The organism is Oceanobacillus kapialis (assembly GCF_044790185.1).
GTDB lineage: Bacteria > Bacillota > Bacilli > Bacillales > Amphibacillaceae > Oceanobacillus_B > Oceanobacillus_B kapialis.
The window spans coordinates 1,512,947-1,533,565 of sequence record NZ_CP085256.1 but is presented as its reverse complement, the minus strand read 5'-3'; the positions used below and the strand labels follow the sequence as shown (position 1 = coordinate 1,533,565).

The window sequence follows — 20,619 nt, the reverse complement described above, 5'->3', positions numbered from 1 at the left end:
TTGTGACTATGACAGAGCTTAAAAATTTTATGTATGAGTTACATCGGTATGCAGATCAAACACATACGTTAAAAGACGCGTATGAAAAATTATCCGAAGAGGAAAAACACAAAATAATGGAAGCAGCTCCAGCTTCAGTTCGATCACCTGAGGAATTTTTCCACCCAGTATTTTCTTGGCTAGAGTCAGTGCATAGTAAATTTGAAGTGGAAAATGAGGAGTAAAAAATTTGAATCTTTTGCCCCCCTTCTCTTGGATACGATGTCATAATACGAGGCATAGATGTATAATCTTATTTTCTGTGGATTAACATCTATGCCTTTGCAAGCGGTTTAATTTAATTAGGGAAACATCTTAAAATACATTTCTAGTGTTGTGAGAATAAGAAAACCCTTTTACTTCCTCATAAAGTGAAACTCCATTTGTTAGGTGTTTCCTTCTCCCCGCCAATTTAGTTGAACGAATCGGAGCTATACTCGCAGTTGGTCACCGGGGCCTTACTGCCAGTTAAGGCGGGATAGATTAGTTATGCTTTTTAAATACCATTTTTATGCCATTCCATAATACCAAACATCCGCCTAGTCCGGCCAAACCCTGTAATAATGCTCTTAACAGCACATGGAAATACTCTATGGAAAGCCCAAGGAGAAAATAGTTTGAAAATAGTAAAATAAGAAGCACACCACTAACCATAAGATAGCTCAAAAAATCAAACAGCCCGTTACCTATAAACCATTTCACCATTGCGCGAAGCAGGAAATACCCCACAACTAATCCGCCCGCTATTAGAATATAAGTAACATAGTGTTTTTCTACCCCTTGATGGCCAAGCTGTATACTAGCAATTAAATGTAAATACAATGTACTACTTCCTTCCATACTCTTTTTAGCATTGTCCACTGTATCTATTCATTTTATACTAGATTAACCTTACCTATTTCTTAAATGAATCGCTATTAATTGCTTGAAAGGGTTTATTTTGTTCAGGCTCTTTTCCTAAGGCGCCATTTATTGACTGTCTTTTCTCCAACCGTATTTCAATTTGAGATAATTGTTTTTTATCTTGCATCAACTCTTGTTTATTTAGTTGAAAAAGCTGTTCAAAATTTAACGTTTTTGGTCGCATATGATACACTCCTTTTAGGATTCTATCCAACCACATTATATCTGAAAATACTTTCATTAGATCGGAATTATTTGAACATTTTATAACATTTCAAAAACGAACAAATTCAGGAGGCTATCATGGACCATTTGCTAAACGAGAGACTTAAACAAATAGAAATTTCCGGCATACGAAAATTTTTTAATATGGTGGCCGATGAGGAGGACGTAATTTCTCTTACAATTGGACAACCTGACTTCCATACACCCGAGCATATTAAACAGGCTGCAACTGATGCACTGGCTTTGAACAAAACAAGCTATACACATAATGCAGGAATCCTTGCATTACGAAAAGCTATTTCCGCATATAATGAAGAGAAAAACCATCTTAGCTACGACCCGGAAAGTGAAATTATTGTAACGACTGGAGCTTCTCAAGCTATTGATATTACTTTTAGAGGGATATTAAATAGTGGGGATGAAGTGATTCTACCAGGACCTATTTATCCTGGATATGCGCCACTCATTGCCTTAGCAGGTGCTAAAGCAGTTTATGCGGACACTACAAAGGATGGGTTTAAGCTTACAAAAGAGAATTTACTGAGGCATATTACGGAGCGGACAAAGTGTGTGGTCCTCCCTTATCCATCTAACCCTACTGGAGCTTCCTTCACAAAAGAAGAATTAGAAGCATTGGTTTCTGTTTTACAAGACAAAGATATATTTATCTTGGCAGATGAAATATATAGTGAATTAGTATATGAAATGCCACATCACTCAATTGCTACATTTGATGCTGTAAGAGACAAAACAATTGTGATTAATGGACTTTCCAAATCCCACTCTATGACAGGCTTTCGAATTGGTTATCTACTTGCACCAGCATGGCTAGCCAAAGAGCTATTAAAAATACATCAATACAACGTTTCTTGTGCTTCATCTATTAGTCAATATGCTGCACTTGAAGCTTTAACCAACGGAAAAAATGACCCACGGGTTATGCTGGAAGCTTATAATGAGAGACGGGAATATGTTTATGAACGGCTTATTTCGATGGGGCTGACTGTCAATAAACCAGAGGGAGCATTTTATTTCTTTCCAGAATTCCCTATGAAAGAAATGTCCTCCTTCCAGCTAGGCCTGGAGCTTGTAAGAAAAGGAAAGGTTGCTTTAGTACCTGGAAGTAGCTTTTCAACAATTGGGGAAGGATATATGCGGTTATCTTATGCATATGACATCAATACAATTAAGAAAGCATTAGATCGATTAGAAAACTTTCTACAAATGTAAGACGATACTAGTCTGCTTTACGTGAATTCTGGTTCTTCATATTATCATATAGGTTCAGTAGGCGATCTAGTTCCTGACTAATTGCCACTGATTCTAAATTGGTAAAACCTTTTTCAAGAGCAACATCGGTCATTTTTTTACGTAAGAATTCAATACGTTTTAAAAGTTTATCTAGAGCGCACATTATTGTTGTTTGTCAACCTCCTTCTAGTTAATTTACTTTACTTTAGCATAAATTTACAGATTGTGACAAGTTATTTTTAGACAATATTGTGTATAGTTATGTATATATTTTGACTACCTGCTCGACCACCAGTTTTTGAAACTCGATAACTGGCCTTCACTATGCTACTATTAGATAGAAATGTATTTTGGAAAGGATGTCTTCGGTGACCGAACGAAAAAAGAAAAATGAATGGTTAGAATGGGCTAAAGCCATCATTATAGCTGTTTTAATTGCTCTTTTCTTACGTACTTTTATATTTGCTACCTCTATCGTCGAAGGGGAAAGTATGGATCCTGCTTTAAAGGATGGAGAAAGAGTAATCTTTAATAAGATAGTCTATATTGTAGGAGAACCAGAACGTGGAGATATCGTCATCATCGAAAGGCCTCAAAAGAATTACGTGAAGCGAGTAATTGGACTGCCTGGTGATACAATTGAAATCAATGGTAGTAGCCTTTATATAAATGGGGAAAAATACGAACAAACCTTTCTGAGTGAAGAAGCAGAAATGCAAACAGGTAGTTATGGACCAATCACAGTCCCTGAGGAAAATTATTTCGTGATGGGAGATAACCGCGCAATTAGTAAAGACAGCAGGAATGGACTCGGTTTTATTGAAGAGGAAAACATCATTGGAAGATCAGAATTTATCATTTTCCCCTTTGATGAATGGTCCTTAACACGATAAAGGTCTATAGCACACTAAAATGACTTAACCATACGAAACAGGCAAATAATGAAGCCGGGCAAATCCGAGTTCTACAGGAGAATTCGAATCAATGTCCGGCTTCTGTTTATAAGTATTCTTTTATCCAATTTACCCTTTATCTTTCACTATCGTATAGACAGTATCCAATATTCAGTAAAAGGATCCCGAAACATACAATTCCAAACACTGCTTCAAGCATGCTTATACACCCCCCTGCCCGCAATCTCCAACCCATTATATGCTATTTGTTTCTCTACTTTCATCATATCAATATCTTCTCCCTAAATAAAGTAAAAATGTGTTAAACTGAGGTAGTATACTTACAAACGACAAACTTCGATAAAATTTTGGGAGGCTATTATGTTACACTGCCCTTATTGTGGCTCATCTATTAATAGTGATGAACATTTTTGTATTACTTGCGGAAAAAAACTTCCTCCTGATATAAATGAGCGATTACATACACCTAAAAAATTCAACAAATTTTGGCTGTTTCCTCTTTCTGTTCTTTTTATTATGCTTGTTTTTTCTGGAATCCTTTATCTAATTCTGGAAAATAAATCAAATGAAGCTCAGAAATTATACACACACGGAGAAGAACACGTCCTTCAAGGAGAATATGCGGAGGCAAAAGAAGCTTTCGAAAAAGCTCTAGAATATAAGCCACACTTTGACCAGGCAACGCTCTCTTTAAATTTTATGAATAAAGCTCTACAGGCAGAATCCTCTCTTGAGGATGCTACTAAGCTTATGGAAGAGGAAAAATACCAAGAGGCACTCTCTCTCATTAATGATACAGAAAGTGATCTAAATATATTTAATGGGCCTGGTGTAAACCAACTTATAACGGATATAGGTGCTACAAGAAATCATGTAAAGTTAGAGCAGATCGAGAACGTCCTAGATAAGGAATCTAATATTGATGAATTGAAAATCTTGCTTTGGGATGCTGAAGCAATTGACAGTCCAGAAGCTGCTACCATTACGGAAAATATCCGCGGGCAAATTATAGATTATACGTTTACGAAAGCAAGTGAACAATTAAACGACAAACAATTTAGTGATGCTCAGTTAATTGTAGAAGATGGGTTAAAATACGCACCAGATTCAGAAAAACTTCAAAGTCTTAAGACAACCATCGATAAAGAGCAGGTTGCTTTCGAGACAGCCCAACAACAAAGAATTGAACAGGCCATGTCTACTGCCGAAGAGGAAAGGCAATTGAACGAAACAGATGCCATAGATTTAATAGAAGTAGACCTTTCAAAAGATGAGCAAGGAAAACTTGTCGTACAGGGAAAAGTAAAAAGTGTTGCTACCATCCCTGTAAACTCTATATTGGTAAACTATTCTCTTGAAACAAAGGATGGCAACGAAATACTGACAAACGAAGTGTTTGTCTATCCAGATAAGTTATACCCCGGTGAAACAGGTAATTTTGAATATACTCATTTTGATATTGATGAAGAGGGAAAGAATTTAGATATCAAAGTAAATAAAATGACCTGGTACACAGATTAACTTATCTAAATGAGGTGTTTTTATTGCGTGCTAGAAAGTATTCCCCTATTATTCTTTCCGTGTTACTTGTTACATTCGGAGTCGGATTATGTATTTGGATGTATAATAACTGGAATCACGAAAATTTAGCTGTGAATAACCCTGCTATAAACAAGGTAACAGTTAATAATGAAACATTGGATCTAAAGTCTATTATTCATGAAGCAGAAAAAAATGTGATACAAATTGAGGGTCAAACAGAAGACAGCACCGTTACCGGTTCCGGATTTCTGTACAATGAAAAAGGAGATATCATAACGAATGCACATGTTATTCGAGATGCAGAAGCAATCTATGTTAGAACAGCAAATGCTCAAATATATCCAGCTGCGATGGTTGGTATAGGGGAGCAACTGGATATTGCAGTAATTAGGGTTCCACAGTTGGCAGGTAAACACCATTTGGAAGTTGAAAAGGATTTAGCGGGAGAAATTGGTGATGAAATTATAGCACTCGGAAGTCCCCATGGCTTCCAAAACACCGTAACACTTGGAATTATTTCGGGTACCGAGCGGAATTTCTCAGTCGATGGATTCGATTACTCGAATGTATACCAGATTTCTGCCCAAATCACCCATGGGAATAGTGGTGGGCCTTTAATTGATAGAAAGACAGGGAAAGTTATAGGCATTAACTCTGTTGGAACCGAAGATGGTACAATTGGTTTTAGTATTCCGACTAAGGAAGTAATAAGCGAAATTGAGAGATGGTCCAACGAGGCACAAACAGAAGATCTTGAATTCACTAGTACAGCAGATATTGTAAATTCAGGTAACCCAGAGCAATTTACCGAGGATGCAGAATACCTTATTAATTACTTTCTAGAAAGCATTGCAATAAGAGATTACGTCAATGCCTACACGTTGCTGGGAAGTAACATGCAATCCCAGACTACGTATCAGGAATTTCGAGATCAATACATCGATATTGTAGAACTTGAATATAGTGAATTGAAGAGCAAGGTAACGGAAAACAATGTCGTTAAAACGACTGTAAACGTAGAAATTGAAAGTAAACTGGCTAATGAAGATAAAACAGAAACAAAAAAACATACCTTTGAATTTAATATAGATTACGAAAACGATCAGCTGAAGATCTTCGCAATCAACACCGACCAAAGTAGTTAATCTCCCGAAGATAAAGGGATGAGACAAAAAACCTAACAAGAAAAACCGGACGGCCATCCTAACTGATCTAGGAAGAATTAGGAGACGTCCGGTTTTTCTAGTGGGAAAAAATGCGCAACCCCATGTAAATACATTCGCATTTTGTGCTAGTGATAAAGTGAAGCTTCATTTGGTAGTGGGCTCCCTTCCTCTCCCACCAAATTTAAACGAATCGGGCCTTAACTGCCAATTAAAGCGGAATAAATCACTAACGCAGCTCTCGTTGTCCAAATTAATTTCTTAATCTTAATTACTCGCTTCAACAGATCATTTTGGTAATACGAAAAGCATTTATCCTGAATTTGGGTATTCGTCTATACACTTTTTATCTTCATACATATAGTATAAATGTAAGAGCAAGGGGAGGTGAAAAGAATGGGTTACGGATATGGCGGATTCGGCGGTAACTGTGGCGGCGGTTATGGTTATGGTAATAACTTTGCACTAATCGTAGTGCTTTTTATTCTTTTAATCATTGTAGGTGCAGCTTTTTATTGCTAATAACAAGCTTGTGCTATTTGCTAAATAGCACAAGCTACTTTAACTTACCCGGTTGACAGCAGGTGGACTAGCTTTCCAGGCGGAAGTGGTTTACTAAGAAAATAGCCTTGCATTTCATCACACTTTTCTTCTTTAAGAAACGCAATCTGTTCTTCTGTTTCTACCCCTTCTGCGATTACCTTCATATTCAAAGAGTGTGACATATGAATAATTGACTTTACAATCGCTTTATTTTGCTTCTGGTTATCATCCATAAATGTTTTATCAATTTTTAACTTTGTAACAGGGAAGACACTTAAATACCGTAAGGAAGAATATCCAGTTCCAAAATCATCTATTGATACAAGTACACCTAGCTCCCTTAATTGCTGTAATGTATTAAGGATATATTTTTCATTGGTCATCGCCATACTCTCTGTTATTTCTAATTCAAGGTATTTGGGCTCTAATCCAGTCTCATTTAAAATATGCTGTATCTTAGAAACAAGATCCTTTTGATGGAACTGTTTCGCAGAGAGGTTCACACTGACGATTACTGGATCATAACCTCCCCCCTGCCATAGCTTGTTTTGCCTGCATGCTTCGTACATAACCCAGTCTCCAATATCAATAATTAGGCCTGTACGCTCAGCTAAAGATATAAAATCCAATGGCGGAATATAGCCTTTTTCGGGATGATTCCATCGAAGGAGTGCTTCCATCCCGACTATCTCTCCTGTAATTAGGTTTTTTTGTGGTTGATAATGTAATTCAAATTGCTCTTTTTGTAAGGCTTTCCGCAAATCACTTTCCATTGTTAACATGGATTTAAAATTCTCAGAAATGGATGTCTCAAACATTTTATAATTATTGCGGTGCTTTTCTTTAATGACATGCATTGCCGATTGAGCATGAGTAAGTAAGGCTTCAGGTGACGTTCCATTACTTGGATAGACACTTATTCCAATACTTATAGACGTATAAATGTCATGCTCCTCTATCTTTACTGGTTTCTCAAATTCTGCAATGAGCTCTTCTGCCAGCATTACTGAATGCTCTTTACTGGTAATACCATGTTGGAGGAGTAAAAATTCATCTCCTCCTATACGAGCAATGAATGTATCAGCATCCAAAAAAGTTTTCAATTTATGACTTAAAGCCTTTAACAATTTGTCACCAAATGAGTAACCAAGTGTTTCATTTATTTCTTTAAAGTAATCAATATCAAGAAAATATACAGCAAGCTGTGTTGGCTCTTGTTTTGCTTTTACAATTGCTTCGTGGAGCATTTTCATAAAAAAGTTTCGGTTCGGTAAATCTGTTAGCTCATCATAGTAAGCCATGTATTCAATTCGTTTTTCATTTCTAATTTGATCGGTAATATTTTTAACAAGAAGGATTTTGGCCCCCTCTTTCACATCATGGTTAGAATAATCAATGACTTGAATATAGATGGGAGAACCATCTTTTTTATTTCCGGTAATGAGAGCACTCTCTAATTCCTTCCCCCATAATCTGTCTGTAAGTTTTGTCTTGAATTGTAGAAGGTCATTTAGACGTTTTTCTTTCAATTCTTTCTTGGAATACTGAAACATATTAGCAAACGATTCGTTGCAATCCAGGATTTCATCGTTTGCAACGATGAGCAATCCATCGCAATCTTTTGAGTTATCGTCCAGTCGATAAGAACTTCCATCCTGTACAGTTAGCGGCTTTAGAATTACCCCATAAACCCCTTCGTTAACTAATATGCATTTCACCTCAAAAAAGTTAGAGGTTTCATGCTTTAATGACAGAATGGAAGTTCGACCTTCAGCCGACTTTAATTTAGCAAAGTCTAAGTAATTCTCTACATTTTCTGACACACTATGCATGGGACAATTTAATAAAGTATAAGCTGTCTTTGTCCCTGCTAAGACTATTCCCGTTTGATTCACAAATAGTATAGCCTCGGTTAAGTTGGATAGCAATTTTCGATTGAATGGAAATAATGTGTCTGCCATGACTCTTGCTCCCTCCACGATTAGCCAATAATAATCTTCTCTTTAGGGTAATGATAATTACCACTTCTCTTTATCTTTTTAAATGTAAACAATAAGGTAATAATCCCCACCCGCCCAATAAACATTAAAAACATCAAAATGATTTTACTGATCGGTTGTAAATCACTTGTTATGCCTAATGACAAGCCAACCGTACCAAATGCGGATGTTACTTCAAACAAGGTTTGCATTAATGAAAATGGTTCAATGATTGACATGATTAACATGGACAAAAATACGATTAAAATAGCCATTAATGCGACCGCTACAGCTTTTATCAAGTCCTCGTTATACACTTCTCGTTTAAAAATACGGATACTGCTTCCACCGCGCGCATATGTAATAATAAAAATCACCACAAGGGCAAAGGTCGTTGTTCTAATCCCACCGCCCGCACTACTTGGAGAAGCACCGATGAACATTAAGATAGACATAAACAGATGGTTTGATTCCGTTAATTCTGTCACATCCATCGTTGTCAGCCCTCCACTACGTGTCGTAACAGATTGGAACAACGCATAGAAAAAAGACTCATGCCAAGATTTATCTGCAAAGAAATGATTGAAATCTAAGATATAAATAACCAATGCCCCAACAACAACAAGAATGAAGAAAGTGAATGTTGTAAGCTTTGTAAATAAACTAAACCGAATTCTCTTTTTATTATCTTCTTTTCCAAATAAGTATTCTTTTACTTCAATGAGAACAGGAAACCCTATTGCACCGAAGATAATCAATAATATATTAATAAACTGTACAAAATAGTCGTTGCTGTATGGAATTAAGGATTGACCTGTAATATCAAATCCTCCGTTAGTAATGGCACTAATAGTACCAAAAAATCCTTGCAGATATGCTTCTCCGACTGATGGGAAGTAACGCAAAAAATATGTACCTAAAACTAGAAAACCTATTAATTCAATGGTTAATAGAACAAATACAATTTGTTTTATTAGGCGCACCATTCCCTCAAAATTTGTTTGGTTTTGATCAGCCATAATCAGTCTGCGTTCTTTTAAACCAATCTTTTTTCCGAGAAATAACCAAATAAATGTTCCAATAGCCATTACTCCAACGGCACCAAGCTGTAATATAAAGCCTAATACAATAATTCCAGCCGTACTGAGGGTATCAGCTACTGTTATTGTACTTAGACCAGTTACACTTAAAGCACTTACTGCGGTAAATAAAATATCAATGAATGCAATACGGACACCTTCCTGGTATACAAAAGGAAGTGACATAAGAGCAGTAGATACTATTACTGCCAAACAATAAAACACCAGTAACACTTGTACAGGTGATAATTTATTTATCCATTTAAATAATGGACTCCAATACTTCATACTTCTTAACCCCTAACACTAAACAATATAACTAACTCTTTACATAATTCGCAAAGATATATATCACTACCCATTATAACAGGCAGTGATTAGAAATGCTTGCAATTTCGACAAATTTAGCCAACCCTTACGTTCTAGCGTTAAATGCGCTTTTTGAAGGCTGATAAAAGTGCCTTGCCTTTATAGCCTTCTTCAGACAGTACAGAAAGCAATGTCTCCACCTCTGTCATTCTTCGATCCACAAGCGTACCAATGAAAAGAACATTCATATTATTACCTATCTCGTTTATTCCTGTTATCTTTGTAATAAACGTTGCGGGTTCGTTACTTTTCTTAGTTATTTTTGCACGTATAATAATTTCATTCTGGTTTTCATAAAGTGCGTTTAAAAAAGAGAAATAATCATGACTTACATAAGCTTCAATCACCCATCTTAGTTGATCATCCTCTCTGTTAATGATCAGTCCATCCAATAAATCTATTGTATGCTGTTCTATCTGGTCATCGTGTGATTCCAATAGCTGCAGGCTTCTTAATTTGAAGGTTTTCATTAGAGCTTCCTCCATTCCAAGTCATTTTCCATTATCACTTAAAAGTGTATCAGAAATACATGCACTTGAATATAACTATCACGACAATATACGTTTACACAACATCTAGGATGGGTAACTATCTAATAAATCGTTAAGAGGAGAGATTGAGATGTCTGAACTATCATCTTACAAAATTCAACTTAATCAACACGTGCACACCCAAGACATTGTAAAAATTCATCAGTATGCTGTTAAAAATGATGTCAATATGTACCTCTATCGTGACCACCTTATCGCTGATGTAAAAAAATTATCCAAATTGCTTTCTTTTTTTCTACTTTGCAAGAAAAACCAGTCTCTTGTTCTTATTATTGATGGTGAAGATGCAAAAGAAGTATATCATACAATCAGGAAATTACTACGCAAAACTGTGAAGACAGAGCTAAGAAAAGAACACATAATAGAAACAGAAAAATCCATTCTTATTTAATACACAGAAGGACGACTAGCCAGGCTAATAAGGTAGCCTGGCTTTTCTTATGGATTGAAATTTATACCCTCTAAGCTAAGTTCATTTCTTCTATAACCTTGCCTTCTTTTCTTGATGGGTTAATATCCTATCAAGGGTTGAGTGAGATTTTGGTTTTTCAATATGCGTCCCTCTAATATAACAAATGGGTATAAAAGGAAATACCTCTACAGTATAGTTCCTTCCTTTCTTTCTCATTATAAGTAATGACATTCTTGCAAAGGAGGATCCACATGACAGTTGGGAGCCAAGTAAAACAGACGATCGCTGGTTTAAAAAGTGCACAGGCAAGTTTTGAACAATTTGCCCTGCAAACCGAAAATAAACAAGCTAAACAGCTATACGAAAATGCAGCAAAGCAAACGATGTCCATTCTGCAATCTGTAGAGCCAAGAGTACAACAACTGGAACAGGAAGAACCTCAATATAAAGGTTTTTAATGATAAATAAATCAGAGGATTGGCATGCCAGTCCTTTGATTATCCCCTATGAAAGACGGGTGAAAATATGTCGATAAAAAGGTGGCTGTTACTTATCAGTCTTCTTTGTATACTTAGCAGCTGTGGAAACGATACAGCACTAGAACCATCTCATAATGAAAATGAAGCAATTGATTTAAAACACATTTCAACTTCAGATCAGGATACAAGCCAACAATACGCGAACCGAGCTAAAGAATCTTTGCGTAAATATCCTGAAATAACAGCTGTAAAAGCCGCGAATACATCCAAGCAATTAATTGTCGCCATACAGGTAGAACAAGGTAAACGATTTAACCTTGCTGGTATTCGCAAGCAACTAAAAAAAGAAATGAATGAAAAATTTCCTAAACTCAAAGTGGAAGTAACAACAGATAAGAAGATTGTTATTGAATTAGAAAAATTAGAAGAAAAGCTGGAATCGAAAGAAATGTCCAAAAAAAGCGTGGAAAAACGAGTAAAGGAAATCATTGAATTATCAAAAGAACAGACTTAACGAAAAGAGTGAAATAAAAATGGCAGATAAAAAGAAGAAAAACTTGCCTCCTGAAGCACAGAAATACCAAGCGTTTCAACAACAGCGTGAAGTAAAACGACCAGTATTGCTAAACTGTATAAAAGCTTTTTTTGTTGGTGGATTTATATGCTTTATCGGTCAATTGATATCTACCTTCTATATTTATTATTTTCATTTTACAGAACAAACTGCGGGAAACCCGACTACCGCGACCTTAATTTTCCTAACCATGTTGCTAACAGGATTTGGTATATATGACCGAATTGGTCAATTTTCTGGCGCAGGGTCTGCCGTACCTGTTACTGGTTTTGGGAATGCTGTTATTTCCTCTGCAATTGAATACAGGACAGAAGGGTTTATCCTAGGGGTTGGCAGCAATATGCTGAAACTTGCCGGACCAGTTATTGTTTATGGCGTTTTTTCTGCTTTCATTATCGCATTGATAAAAACCCTCTTAATAAAATGGGGGGTAATCTAATGCTACAAGGTCATCAAACGTGGATTTTTGAGAACAAACCATCCATTATATCTACTGGGGTAGTAGGAGGACCTTTTGAAGCAAAAGGAAACATTCCCGATGACTTTGATATCCTTCACGAAGATATGTGGCTAAAGCAAGATTCTTTTGAGAAAGCACAACAGATGCTTATGGAAGAGTCCTGTCAAATAGCTATAAAAAAGAGCAATATTGAAAAAGAGCAGGTCCAATTTTTTATTAGCGGTGATCTCATCAATCAAATTACCCCTACTAGCTTTGCCGCTAAAACAATTGGCATCCCCTATCTCGGTATATTTAGCGCTTGTGCGACATCTGCTGAAAGCCTAGCCCTCTCAGCCTACCTAATAAACAGCGGCGGGGCTGAATATATCCTTAGTGGAACATCTAGTCATAATGCAACTGCTGAAAAGCAATTTCGCTACCCTACTGAATATGGTGGCCAAAAACCCCCTACCTCTCAGTGGACTGTAACAGGTGCTGGTTGTGCGCTTGTTGCCAAAAATGGTACAGGTCCAGTTGTTACGTCAGCCACAATTGGAAAGATTGTTGATATGGGGATTACTGATCCATTTAATATGGGTGGCGCAATGGCTGCCGCAGCGGTAAACACGATTGAAACCCATTTTAAAGAAAGAGATATTGAGCCATCATACTATGATCTAATCGTAACAGGCGATTTAGGTCATATCGGTAGAGAGGTTTCCCTAGATCTTTTGAAACAAAGAGGCTTAGCCGTTACCGATGCACAATATGTGGATTGTGGCTTGACCATTTATCGAGAAGGACAACCAGTCATGGCAGGTGCAAGTGGTCCGGCCTGTTCAGCTGTCGTCACATATGGGCATTTTTTAAACAAGATTAAAAGAGGAGAAATCCAACGCATGTTACTTGTTGCCACTGGATCTTTACATTCTCCCCTAAGCGTTCAACAGAAGGATCCTATTCCATGTATTGCCCACGCAGTTTCTATAGAGTCAGGAAGTGATAAGCCATGATTTTTTTCTGGGCGTTTGTTGTAGGAGGCGCAATCTGTGTCATTGGTCAGATTTTATTTGATGTATTTAAATTAAACCCGGGACAAACCTTAACCATATTAGTAGTCGTTGGGGCTATATTAGACGGTTTAGGTCTGTATGAGCCTCTTATAGATTTTGCCGGTGCTGGTGCTACAGTGCCGATTACAAGTTTCGGTAATTCCCTCGTACATGGTGCCATGCAGGAAGCAGAAACTCATGGCTTAGTCGGGGTCGTGACAGGTATGTTTGAGGTAACAAGTGCTGGTATCTCTGCTGCCATCATCTTTGGTGTGATCGGAGCTATTATTTTTAAACCTAAAGGTTAGGAGGTGTATTTATGACGGTAGGCTCACAGGTGAAGACCTGTTTTTCTTCTGTAAAGAGCATTGAAGCATCTTTACAAATGCTTGCTGAAAAAACTTATGAACAGAAATCCTATCAAGCCTATAAAGATGCTGAGGCAATTATGAAAGAAGTTAAAAACGATTTGCAACAGCAGGTTATTGCATTAAGCAAGGAAGAACCACAATATAATTAATCCGTATAGAAAGGACAGAATCAGTATGCCAGATTGGGTCATTGTTATCGGTAAATCATTATTACTAATAACTGTTTTGTTTTTTCTAACCAAATGGCTCGGAAAAAAGCAGCTTTCACAGCTCAATATATTTGAATATATTTCAGGTATTGTATTGGGAGGTATCGTTGCGATCCACACCATCGATCCAGAGAATAATATTCTATATGGGTTGGCAGCGATGGCCGTATGGTTTCTAGTACCATTTGGTGTAGAGTTTATTTCTCTAAAAAGCAAGTCATTCCGAAATTTTACGGAGGGTAAAAGCACCGTCTTCATTCAAGACGGGAAAATAATGGAAGATAATCTCAAGAAAGAAGGCTATTCTACTGATGATCTGCTCGAAAAATTGCGCGATAACAACGTTTTCCTTGCTTCAGACGTAGAATTTGCTGTCCTGGAGCCTTCTGGTACGTTAAGTGTTTTGCCTAAAAAGGAAAACCAGCCACTTACAGCAAAAGATCTTGGCTTAAAGCTAGCTCCTCAAAAAGAGCCTCAAGCTGTCATCATGGATGGAAAAGTGCTTCTTGAACCACTTGCAAACTTATCTTTAAATACAAATTGGCTGGAGACAGAACTGGATAAAATGGATGTCAGCATTGAAAATGTCTTTCTGGCACAAGCGGATAATGATGGGCAATTAACCGTAGATCTGTACGATGATAAGCTTGCAGTGCCTGAGCCAACAGAAAAACCGCTTTTATTAGCAACAATGAAAAAGTGCCAGGCTGATTTAGAGCTGTTCGCACTCGCAACGAAAAATAAAGAGGCAAAACAAATGTATGAAAAGAATAGTCAAAAGCTGCAAACAGCAATTGACCTCGTCCAGTTTCATCTTAAATAGCCTTTTACCATTAGTCTTTTTCGTGTACAATAAAGAGCGGCATTATTGCAACTACACGAAAAGGACTGAACAGACATGAAAGCAAAAATGAAAGCATATCGTTTTCCACTTATTCTTCTTGCTTCCATCATTATCGGGTCGATTATTGGGCTCATATTTGGAAAAGAGGCTACGGTAATAAAACCATTAGGGGACTTGTTCATCAATTTACTATTTATGATTGTTATCCCCCTTGTCTTCTTTACGATCTCTTCTGCAATTGCAAACATGGATAGCATGAAGCGGCTAGGTAAAATCATGGGGTCCATGATGACGGTGTTTATCGTTACTGGGATTATTGCAGCTGTCTTTATGCTTGTTGCTACTGTTATCTTTGAACCAGGAAAAGGCGTAGACATCCCTTTAGAAACTCCTGATAGCACGGAGGAAATGACACTTTCTGAACAGCTTGTAAACACGTTTACAGTATCTGATTTTGTTGATTTATTTTCACGTGAAAATATGCTTGCACTTATAATTTTTTCTGTATTAGTAGGAATTTCTACCGCTTTAACCGGTGAAAAATCAAGCGGGTTCAGTAAGTTTCTGACGAGTGGTTCTGAAGTTTTTATGAAACTTGTTCAGCTCGTTATGTATTACGCACCAATTGGTTTAGGCGCTTATTTTGCGGCATTAATCGGAGAATTTGGTGCAGATCTCATTGGAGATTATGCAAAAGCAGTCATTGTTTATTACCCTGTAGCAGTGCTCTATTTTGCTATTGGATTTACGCTTTACGCCTTTATCGCGGGCGGAAAGCTTGGGGTGGTTCGCTTTTGGAAAAATATTCTCTCCCCTGCTGCAACGTCACTTGGAACAGGCAGTAGTATCGCTTCCCTTCCAGTTAATTTACAGGCGGCCAAGCGAATTGGCGTTCCGAAAGATGTTCGAGAGACCATCCTTCCATTAGGGGCCACCATACACATGGATGGTTCATGTTTATCGGCTATGTTAAAAATTGCCTTTGTCTTCGGTGTTTTTAATATGGACTTTAGCGGATGGGATACATTTTTCACAGCAATCGGCATCTGTCTACTATCTGGGATTGTCATGAGCGGAATTCCAGGGGGAGGATTTATGGGTGAAATGATGATTATCTCGCTTTATGGATTACCTATGGAAGCATTACCGATCATTTCAGCAATCGGCGTCGTAGTAGACCCGCCAGCAACAATGGTCAATGTAACTGGGGATACTGTTTCTAGTATGCTTGTCACAAGACAAATAGAAGGAAAAGATTGGCTGAAACAAGCAGAGATCTAAAGCCAAACCAAAAGAGAACCAGCAATGCAGACTTAACATAGCTGTCATTGCTGATTCTCTTTTCTTTTGATTCCGCCCTAACTGGGGGACCCCCCACTAAATGAAGTTTCACTTAATTATAATGTAATAGCAATCTTGCCGAATTGCTTGTTCACTTCAAGATAGTCGAACGCTTCTTGTATGGCCTCTAATTTATATGATTTATCAACAACAGGGTGCATTTCAAAGTTTTTCATATGGTCTAATAATGCCCGCAATTCTTGTCTGCTCCCCATTGTGGAACCTAGAAGTTGGTATTGTCCATAGAAAAAGGAGCGAAGGTCAAAGTCCACTGAATCCTCTGTTGTTGCACCAAAGACTACCATTCTTCCACCTTTTTTTAATACATCTAAAGAACGCTGAAAAGTAGCACGTCCTACACTGTCAATAACCAGGTCAACTGTTTCATTATCAAGTTTTTCCACCCAATCTTCACTATCAAGTAAAACAACGTCTGCTCCTAAAGCTTTAGCTTTTTTCAATTTTTCTTGACTTCTTGAGGTTACAATTACCCTTGCTCCCACGTTTTTAGCAAATGAAATGAGATAGGTGGATACACCACTCCCCGCTCCTGGGATAAATACTGTTTCCCCTTCTTTAACTTGTCCTTTTGTAAACAGCGCTCTATACCCAGTCAAGGCGGAAAGTGCAAGGACACCAGCTTCCTCCCAAGATAAGTGAGCTGGCTTATGTTCTACTTGTTCACTGGATAACACAATCTTTTCAGCAAAAGTCCCATGATCAGGCATGCCTAAAATATCAAATTGAGAGGGTGGAGCATCACTGTTTTCATACCAACGTAAACCAGGATTAATAATTACTTCATCTCCTGTCTTTACATTGTCGACGCCTTGACCAACCGCTTCAATGATACCTGCTCCATCTGAACCAAGAATTAACGCAGCTTTTTCATCACCACGGCGGTTTGGTATATACAAATCCCGTCTGTTTAGACCTGCAGCCTTTAAAGCTACCACGACTTGTCCTTCTGTTGGGATGGGTTCTTCCATTTCCTTTATTTTTAATTCACCATATTCATGTACAAAAGCCTTCAATTATTTTCTCCCCTTTCTACGTATGTACTAAATTGTTGCAGCTGTTCTTGATTGGTAATATCTTCTGGAAATAATGGAACAAACATAAGCTGTTGATCTCGAAATGTCTTTTTAATTGTGGAAACGTATTGCCTTTCATGGTTCCTTCGCCTTTCGTAAAAGGATCCTTCTACCTCGTTTGGCAATAGCTTGTTAACAATTAATGTATTTACAAAAAGATGGTATTTCTCAAGTAAATCAATTGCTTTTTCCGTTTCAAGAATAGGGAGCTTTTCTGCATTAAGGACAAATATAAACTCTGTTTTTGTATTATCAAGCAATATTTCTCTTGCTCGGTGGAAACGTTCTTGTCTTGCCTTAAGCACCTCATAGATAGGATCTTCCACTGGTTCTCCATCATGAAGGAGGCGGGAATAAGTTTCATTCGTCTTCTGTCTTTTTTGTAATAACCCATCGATCCATATTCCCATCAGTTCGGGAAGGGAAAGCAAACGAATAGTATGTCCGGTTGGTGCAGTATCAAAAACTATTTTATCAAAATTTGCTCTCTCTTCCAAAATAATTGAAATTAATTTTTCAAATAATGCTGCTTCCTCTGCTCCAGGTGATGATTTAGCAGTATCAAGTTGACGATTAACTTCCTCTAGCATCCCTACGTGTACCATACCCTTGATATTCGATTTTACACCTTGTATATATGCATTTGCTTCCTTATCAGGATCAATTTCAATGGCAGCTAAATGACTGGAGAGATGTTTTATACTCCCACCTATTTTTCTATCAAAAATATCTCCTGTATTGTGAGCCGGGTCTGTGGAAACTAACAATGTACGAAACTTTCTTTTGGAAAGGCCCCAGGCTATGGCAGCAGCTGTGGTTGATTTCCCCACCCCTCCTTTGCCACCAATAAAAATAATCCTCTTATCTGCATACTCCATTTTACCAACTCCTTTCAGCAACAGCGAATGCCTGATAATGGTGATTTATCCATCCCCATACGCAAATGCCAATCATGAAATTTTTCTATGATATAAGGATATAATTCTAATGTGTAATAATACACTGGGTTAGGAACACCAATCATTTCACAGTATAGCAGCAGAAGGAATAAATCTTCTTCGTCCCTTAATTCCCTGGCAATTTCCTGGCGATGTGGCATGGCGAGGACTTCTTCATAAAAATCCACTAGCTGTTTTAGCTTGTCTAGCATTCTTAACCCTCTCCTTATGTAACAAATGATAAGAGGGGCTGGGACTTAATTAGATTACCAAAGGTTACATACGAATAATACGTTTTAGCGACGCTTCGGCAGTAGTCTCCGTGTTCTGTCTACGCTAAATGAAGAAAACCTGAACTGTGCAAACCTTTACTCAAGAATTTGCATAATAGTTCGGGTTCTCCTCTGTTAAGAAAACTTTTGTCCCAGCCTCTATCCTTCCTAGTGAAGGCTCATTATTCCTCGTTATCAATTGTATTAGAATTTGGCCTTGTTAATACGTTAAAGGCAGTTAAAATGATCCAAACAGCGAATACAAAGATAATGGCTCCTAGTATGAACAATAATGTATTTGCATCATTTCCTACCCAGGACCATTCAAATACAACTTGTTGAAACATGGCATAAAGCGTCATGAACATAAGGAAAATCATAGGAATTAACACCACAGCGTAATTTCTACCTTGCCGTCTTAGCCAAACTGCAATTAACATCAAACTAATTCCTGCAAGCAATTGGTTAGCCGTCCCAAACAAAGGCCATAGCTGATAACCACCCGAACCGAAGCCTTTTGGCCCTTCAGGTAGTAGAACAAGTGCGGCACTTGATACGACAGCAACTGTTGTGGCTACATGCTTTTTAGTTAATGCTGGGACTTTATATTCAACTCCTAATTCAGAAATAATGTAGCGCATCAATCGAACAGAAGTATCTAGAGTTGTTGCAGCAAAACTTACAACGATAATGGATACAATTGTCGTTGCAATATCTGCCGGCAATCCAATTCCGGAAGCAAGATTAGCTGCACCTTCAATAAAAACTCCCAAGCCAGCACCATTAGCATCTGTAAAGCTTGCATAAGTAGCAAAGAAGTCATCTGTATTAGCAAAAAAAGTTGCTACTGCAATAATAGAAATAAGTGCAAGGATTCCTTCACCAACCGCACCAAAGTATCCAACAAAGCGTGCATCTGGTTCTTTATTTAATTGCTTAGATGAGGTGCCAGATGATACTAGCCCATGGAAACCAGAGATTGCCCCACAGGCAATCGTAATAAATAATAGAGGAAGCCAGGAAGTATCTGGATTTTCATTGGTTACTGGAGCAGTCATTTCAGGGTTCAAAAAGAGTAATCCTACATATAGGATACCAAGACCAACTACCAGTTGATGGGAATTAATAAAGTCCCTTGGTTGTAAAAGCTTCCATACTGGTAAGGTGGAAGCAATGTAAACATAAACCATTAAAATAACAATCCAAATAAGGAATGCTGAGGAGGTTGCCCCTAAACCAAATAATCCACTTGCACCTTCTCCTCCGAAGTATTGTACAAGGTCGATTTGTAAGAAGCCAATTTTACTTGCTAAGATTGCTGTCAAATACATGGCCCCAAGTGCTAAAAGTGATGGAATGAGCATCCGCTTGTTTCGCTTGTATACTGCATACCCAATCCAGATAGCTAAAGGTATTTGGATAAATACTGGTAGTACACTAGCCGGATAGGAGATAAATAGATTGGAAATAACCCATGCAAACACTGCATTGACCATTAAAACTAGAATTAAAATAATAAATAAGAATAAAATTTTAGCTCGTTGTCCAACTAATCTATGAGCCAATGTACCAACAGACTGCCCCTTATTTCGAACAGATAAAACGAGTGTACCAAAATCGTGAACACCTGCTGCGAATACGGTCCCAAGTATCACCCATAAAAAAGCTGGTAGCCATCCCCAATACACAGCTATTGCTGGACCAAGTATAGGCGCTGCTCCAGCAACCGAAGTAAAATGATGCCCCCATAATACGAACTTATTAGTCGGAACAAAATCCACACCGTCCTTATAGCGGTGTGCAGGGGTAACATAATTTGGGTCAAGTCGGAAGATTTTCTCCGCTACAAATTTTGAATAATATTTGTAGCCAATAGCAAAAACGATCATCCCAATGAGTGCAACTAAAATACCTGACATGCTTAACTCCTCCCTACATTTAAAAGTGAACACAACTAGTAGACTACATAGACGTGTTTCTTTTATTTTTATGTGAAAGCGCTTAAATTTAGTATGATTTTATCGTATTTTTAG

The 20,619-nt window shown here is 37.6% G+C and carries 24 protein-coding genes and 1 pseudogene; 15 read left to right on the top strand and 10 right to left on the bottom strand.

All coding sequences use genetic code 11. The features are described from left to right. Positions 1-8: 8 nt before the first annotated feature. Positions 9-224: a hypothetical protein gene (locus LG273_RS08090; protein WP_404459111.1), complete on the top strand. Its 216-nt coding sequence runs from the start codon at positions 9-11 to the stop codon at positions 222-224. A gap of 298 nt (positions 225-522) precedes the next feature. Here the strand turns inward: LG273_RS08090 and LG273_RS08085 are convergent, their stop codons facing one another. Both LG273_RS08085 and LG273_RS08080 read right to left on the bottom strand, forming a co-directional pair. Then, the gene (locus tag LG273_RS08085; RefSeq protein WP_404459109.1) at positions 523-861 is read right to left on the bottom strand and encodes a hypothetical protein; all 339 of its coding nucleotides are present in this window, start codon (positions 859-861) and stop codon (positions 523-525) included. Between the two features lie 73 nt (positions 862-934). Beyond that, positions 935-1,126: an FbpB family small basic protein gene (locus LG273_RS08080; RefSeq protein WP_404459107.1), complete on the bottom strand. Its 192-nt coding sequence runs from the start codon at positions 1,124-1,126 to the stop codon at positions 935-937. A gap of 119 nt (positions 1,127-1,245) precedes the next feature. On the opposite strand from LG273_RS08080, the gene LG273_RS08075 reads away from it, so the two are divergent. Further along, the gene (locus tag LG273_RS08075) at positions 1,246-2,397 is read left to right on the top strand and encodes an aminotransferase A (RefSeq protein ID WP_379560904.1); all 1,152 of its coding nucleotides are present in this window, start codon (positions 1,246-1,248) and stop codon (positions 2,395-2,397) included. 7 nt (positions 2,398-2,404) lie between these two features. Here the strand turns inward: LG273_RS08075 and LG273_RS08070 are convergent, their stop codons facing one another. Then, complete coding sequence (locus tag LG273_RS08070; protein ID WP_379560903.1) at positions 2,405-2,581, bottom strand: Spo0E family sporulation regulatory protein-aspartic acid phosphatase; 177 nt, start codon at positions 2,579-2,581, stop codon at positions 2,405-2,407. Between the two features lie 205 nt (positions 2,582-2,786). Here LG273_RS08070 and lepB point away from each other — a divergent pair, with 205 nt between their 5' ends. From lepB to LG273_RS08050, 4 genes and pseudogenes are all read left to right on the top strand, one after another. Further along, positions 2,787-3,311, top strand: coding sequence for a signal peptidase I (gene lepB / locus LG273_RS08065; RefSeq protein ID WP_379560902.1), 525 nt, complete (start codon positions 2,787-2,789; stop codon positions 3,309-3,311). Between the two features lie 381 nt (positions 3,312-3,692). Then, positions 3,693-4,853 (top strand): zinc ribbon domain-containing protein, encoded by a 1,161-nt coding sequence (locus LG273_RS08060; protein ID WP_404459104.1) that lies wholly within the window; start codon positions 3,693-3,695, stop codon positions 4,851-4,853. A gap of 14 nt (positions 4,854-4,867) precedes the next feature. After that, positions 4,868-6,019, top strand: a complete 1,152-nt coding sequence (locus LG273_RS08055) for a S1C family serine protease (protein WP_404459102.1) — start codon at positions 4,868-4,870, stop codon at positions 6,017-6,019. Between the two features lie 462 nt (positions 6,020-6,481). After that, a pseudogene (locus LG273_RS08050) lies at positions 6,482-6,559 on the top strand (YjcZ family sporulation protein); the annotation flags it as partial. Positions 6,560-6,603: 44 nt separating this feature from the next. On the opposite strand, the gene LG273_RS08045 reads toward LG273_RS08050, so the two are convergent. The 3 genes from LG273_RS08045 to LG273_RS08035 all read right to left on the bottom strand — a co-directional run bounded on the left by LG273_RS08045 (position 6,604) and on the right by LG273_RS08035 (position 10,477). Continuing rightward, on the bottom strand, positions 6,604-8,541 hold the full coding sequence (locus LG273_RS08045; protein ID WP_404459100.1) for an EAL domain-containing protein: 1,938 nt from the start codon (positions 8,539-8,541) through the stop codon (positions 6,604-6,606). 20 nt (positions 8,542-8,561) lie between these two features. After that, complete coding sequence (locus LG273_RS08040) at positions 8,562-9,926, bottom strand: TrkH family potassium uptake protein (protein WP_404459098.1); 1,365 nt, start codon at positions 9,924-9,926, stop codon at positions 8,562-8,564. Between the two features lie 140 nt (positions 9,927-10,066). After that, positions 10,067-10,477: a YwpF family protein gene (locus tag LG273_RS08035; RefSeq protein WP_404459096.1), complete on the bottom strand. Its 411-nt coding sequence runs from the start codon at positions 10,475-10,477 to the stop codon at positions 10,067-10,069. A gap of 151 nt (positions 10,478-10,628) precedes the next feature. Here LG273_RS08035 and LG273_RS08030 point away from each other — a divergent pair, with 151 nt between their 5' ends. The 9 genes from LG273_RS08030 to LG273_RS07990 all read left to right on the top strand — a co-directional run bounded on the left by LG273_RS08030 (position 10,629) and on the right by LG273_RS07990 (position 16,222). Next, the gene (locus LG273_RS08030) at positions 10,629-10,949 is read left to right on the top strand and encodes a hypothetical protein (protein WP_404459094.1); all 321 of its coding nucleotides are present in this window, start codon (positions 10,629-10,631) and stop codon (positions 10,947-10,949) included. A gap of 272 nt (positions 10,950-11,221) precedes the next feature. Continuing rightward, positions 11,222-11,428 (top strand): DUF1657 domain-containing protein, encoded by a 207-nt coding sequence (locus LG273_RS08025; protein WP_379560896.1) that lies wholly within the window; start codon positions 11,222-11,224, stop codon positions 11,426-11,428. Between the two features lie 67 nt (positions 11,429-11,495). Continuing rightward, positions 11,496-11,963: a hypothetical protein gene (locus LG273_RS08020; RefSeq protein WP_379560895.1), complete on the top strand. Its 468-nt coding sequence runs from the start codon at positions 11,496-11,498 to the stop codon at positions 11,961-11,963. 19 nt (positions 11,964-11,982) lie between these two features. After that, on the top strand, positions 11,983-12,462 hold the full coding sequence (spoVAC, locus tag LG273_RS08015) for a stage V sporulation protein AC (protein ID WP_379560894.1): 480 nt from the start codon (positions 11,983-11,985) through the stop codon (positions 12,460-12,462). Beyond that, the gene (spoVAD, locus tag LG273_RS08010; protein WP_379560893.1) at positions 12,462-13,478 is read left to right on the top strand and encodes a stage V sporulation protein AD; all 1,017 of its coding nucleotides are present in this window, start codon (positions 12,462-12,464) and stop codon (positions 13,476-13,478) included. Before spoVAC ends, spoVAD begins: the two co-directional genes overlap by 1 nt. Then, positions 13,475-13,825 carry a stage V sporulation protein AE gene (gene spoVAE, locus LG273_RS08005; protein ID WP_379560892.1) on the top strand — a complete coding sequence of 117 codons (351 nt, stop codon included), beginning with the start codon at positions 13,475-13,477 and terminating at the stop codon, positions 13,823-13,825. Before spoVAD ends, spoVAE begins: the two co-directional genes overlap by 4 nt. Positions 13,826-13,836: 11 nt before the next feature. Further along, complete coding sequence (locus LG273_RS08000) at positions 13,837-14,037, top strand: DUF1657 domain-containing protein (RefSeq protein ID WP_379560891.1); 201 nt, start codon at positions 13,837-13,839, stop codon at positions 14,035-14,037. 25 nt (positions 14,038-14,062) lie between these two features. Then, on the top strand, positions 14,063-14,920 hold the full coding sequence (locus LG273_RS07995) for a DUF421 domain-containing protein (RefSeq protein ID WP_379560890.1): 858 nt from the start codon (positions 14,063-14,065) through the stop codon (positions 14,918-14,920). 75 nt (positions 14,921-14,995) lie between these two features. Continuing rightward, on the top strand, positions 14,996-16,222 hold the full coding sequence (locus LG273_RS07990) for a dicarboxylate/amino acid:cation symporter (protein WP_404459091.1): 1,227 nt from the start codon (positions 14,996-14,998) through the stop codon (positions 16,220-16,222). 116 nt (positions 16,223-16,338) lie between these two features. Here LG273_RS07990 and LG273_RS07985 read toward each other — a convergent pair whose 3' ends face one another. The 4 genes from LG273_RS07985 to LG273_RS07970 form a co-directional block, all read right to left on the bottom strand. After that, complete coding sequence (locus tag LG273_RS07985) at positions 16,339-17,316, bottom strand: zinc-binding dehydrogenase (protein ID WP_404459089.1); 978 nt, start codon at positions 17,314-17,316, stop codon at positions 16,339-16,341. Further along, the gene (locus tag LG273_RS07980) at positions 17,313-18,254 is read right to left on the bottom strand and encodes an ArsA family ATPase (protein WP_404459088.1); all 942 of its coding nucleotides are present in this window, start codon (positions 18,252-18,254) and stop codon (positions 17,313-17,315) included. The genes LG273_RS07985 and LG273_RS07980 overlap by 4 nt, the downstream gene beginning before the upstream one ends. Before the next feature lie 14 nt (positions 18,255-18,268). Beyond that, entirely contained in the window at positions 18,269-18,526 is a 258-nt protein-coding gene (locus LG273_RS07975; protein WP_379560886.1) for a cory-CC-star protein, read from the bottom strand. A 242-nt stretch (positions 18,527-18,768) separates the two neighbouring features. Beyond that, positions 18,769-20,505, bottom strand: coding sequence for a carbon starvation protein A (locus tag LG273_RS07970; protein ID WP_379560885.1), 1,737 nt, complete (start codon positions 20,503-20,505; stop codon positions 18,769-18,771). Positions 20,506-20,619: the final 114 nt, after the last annotated feature.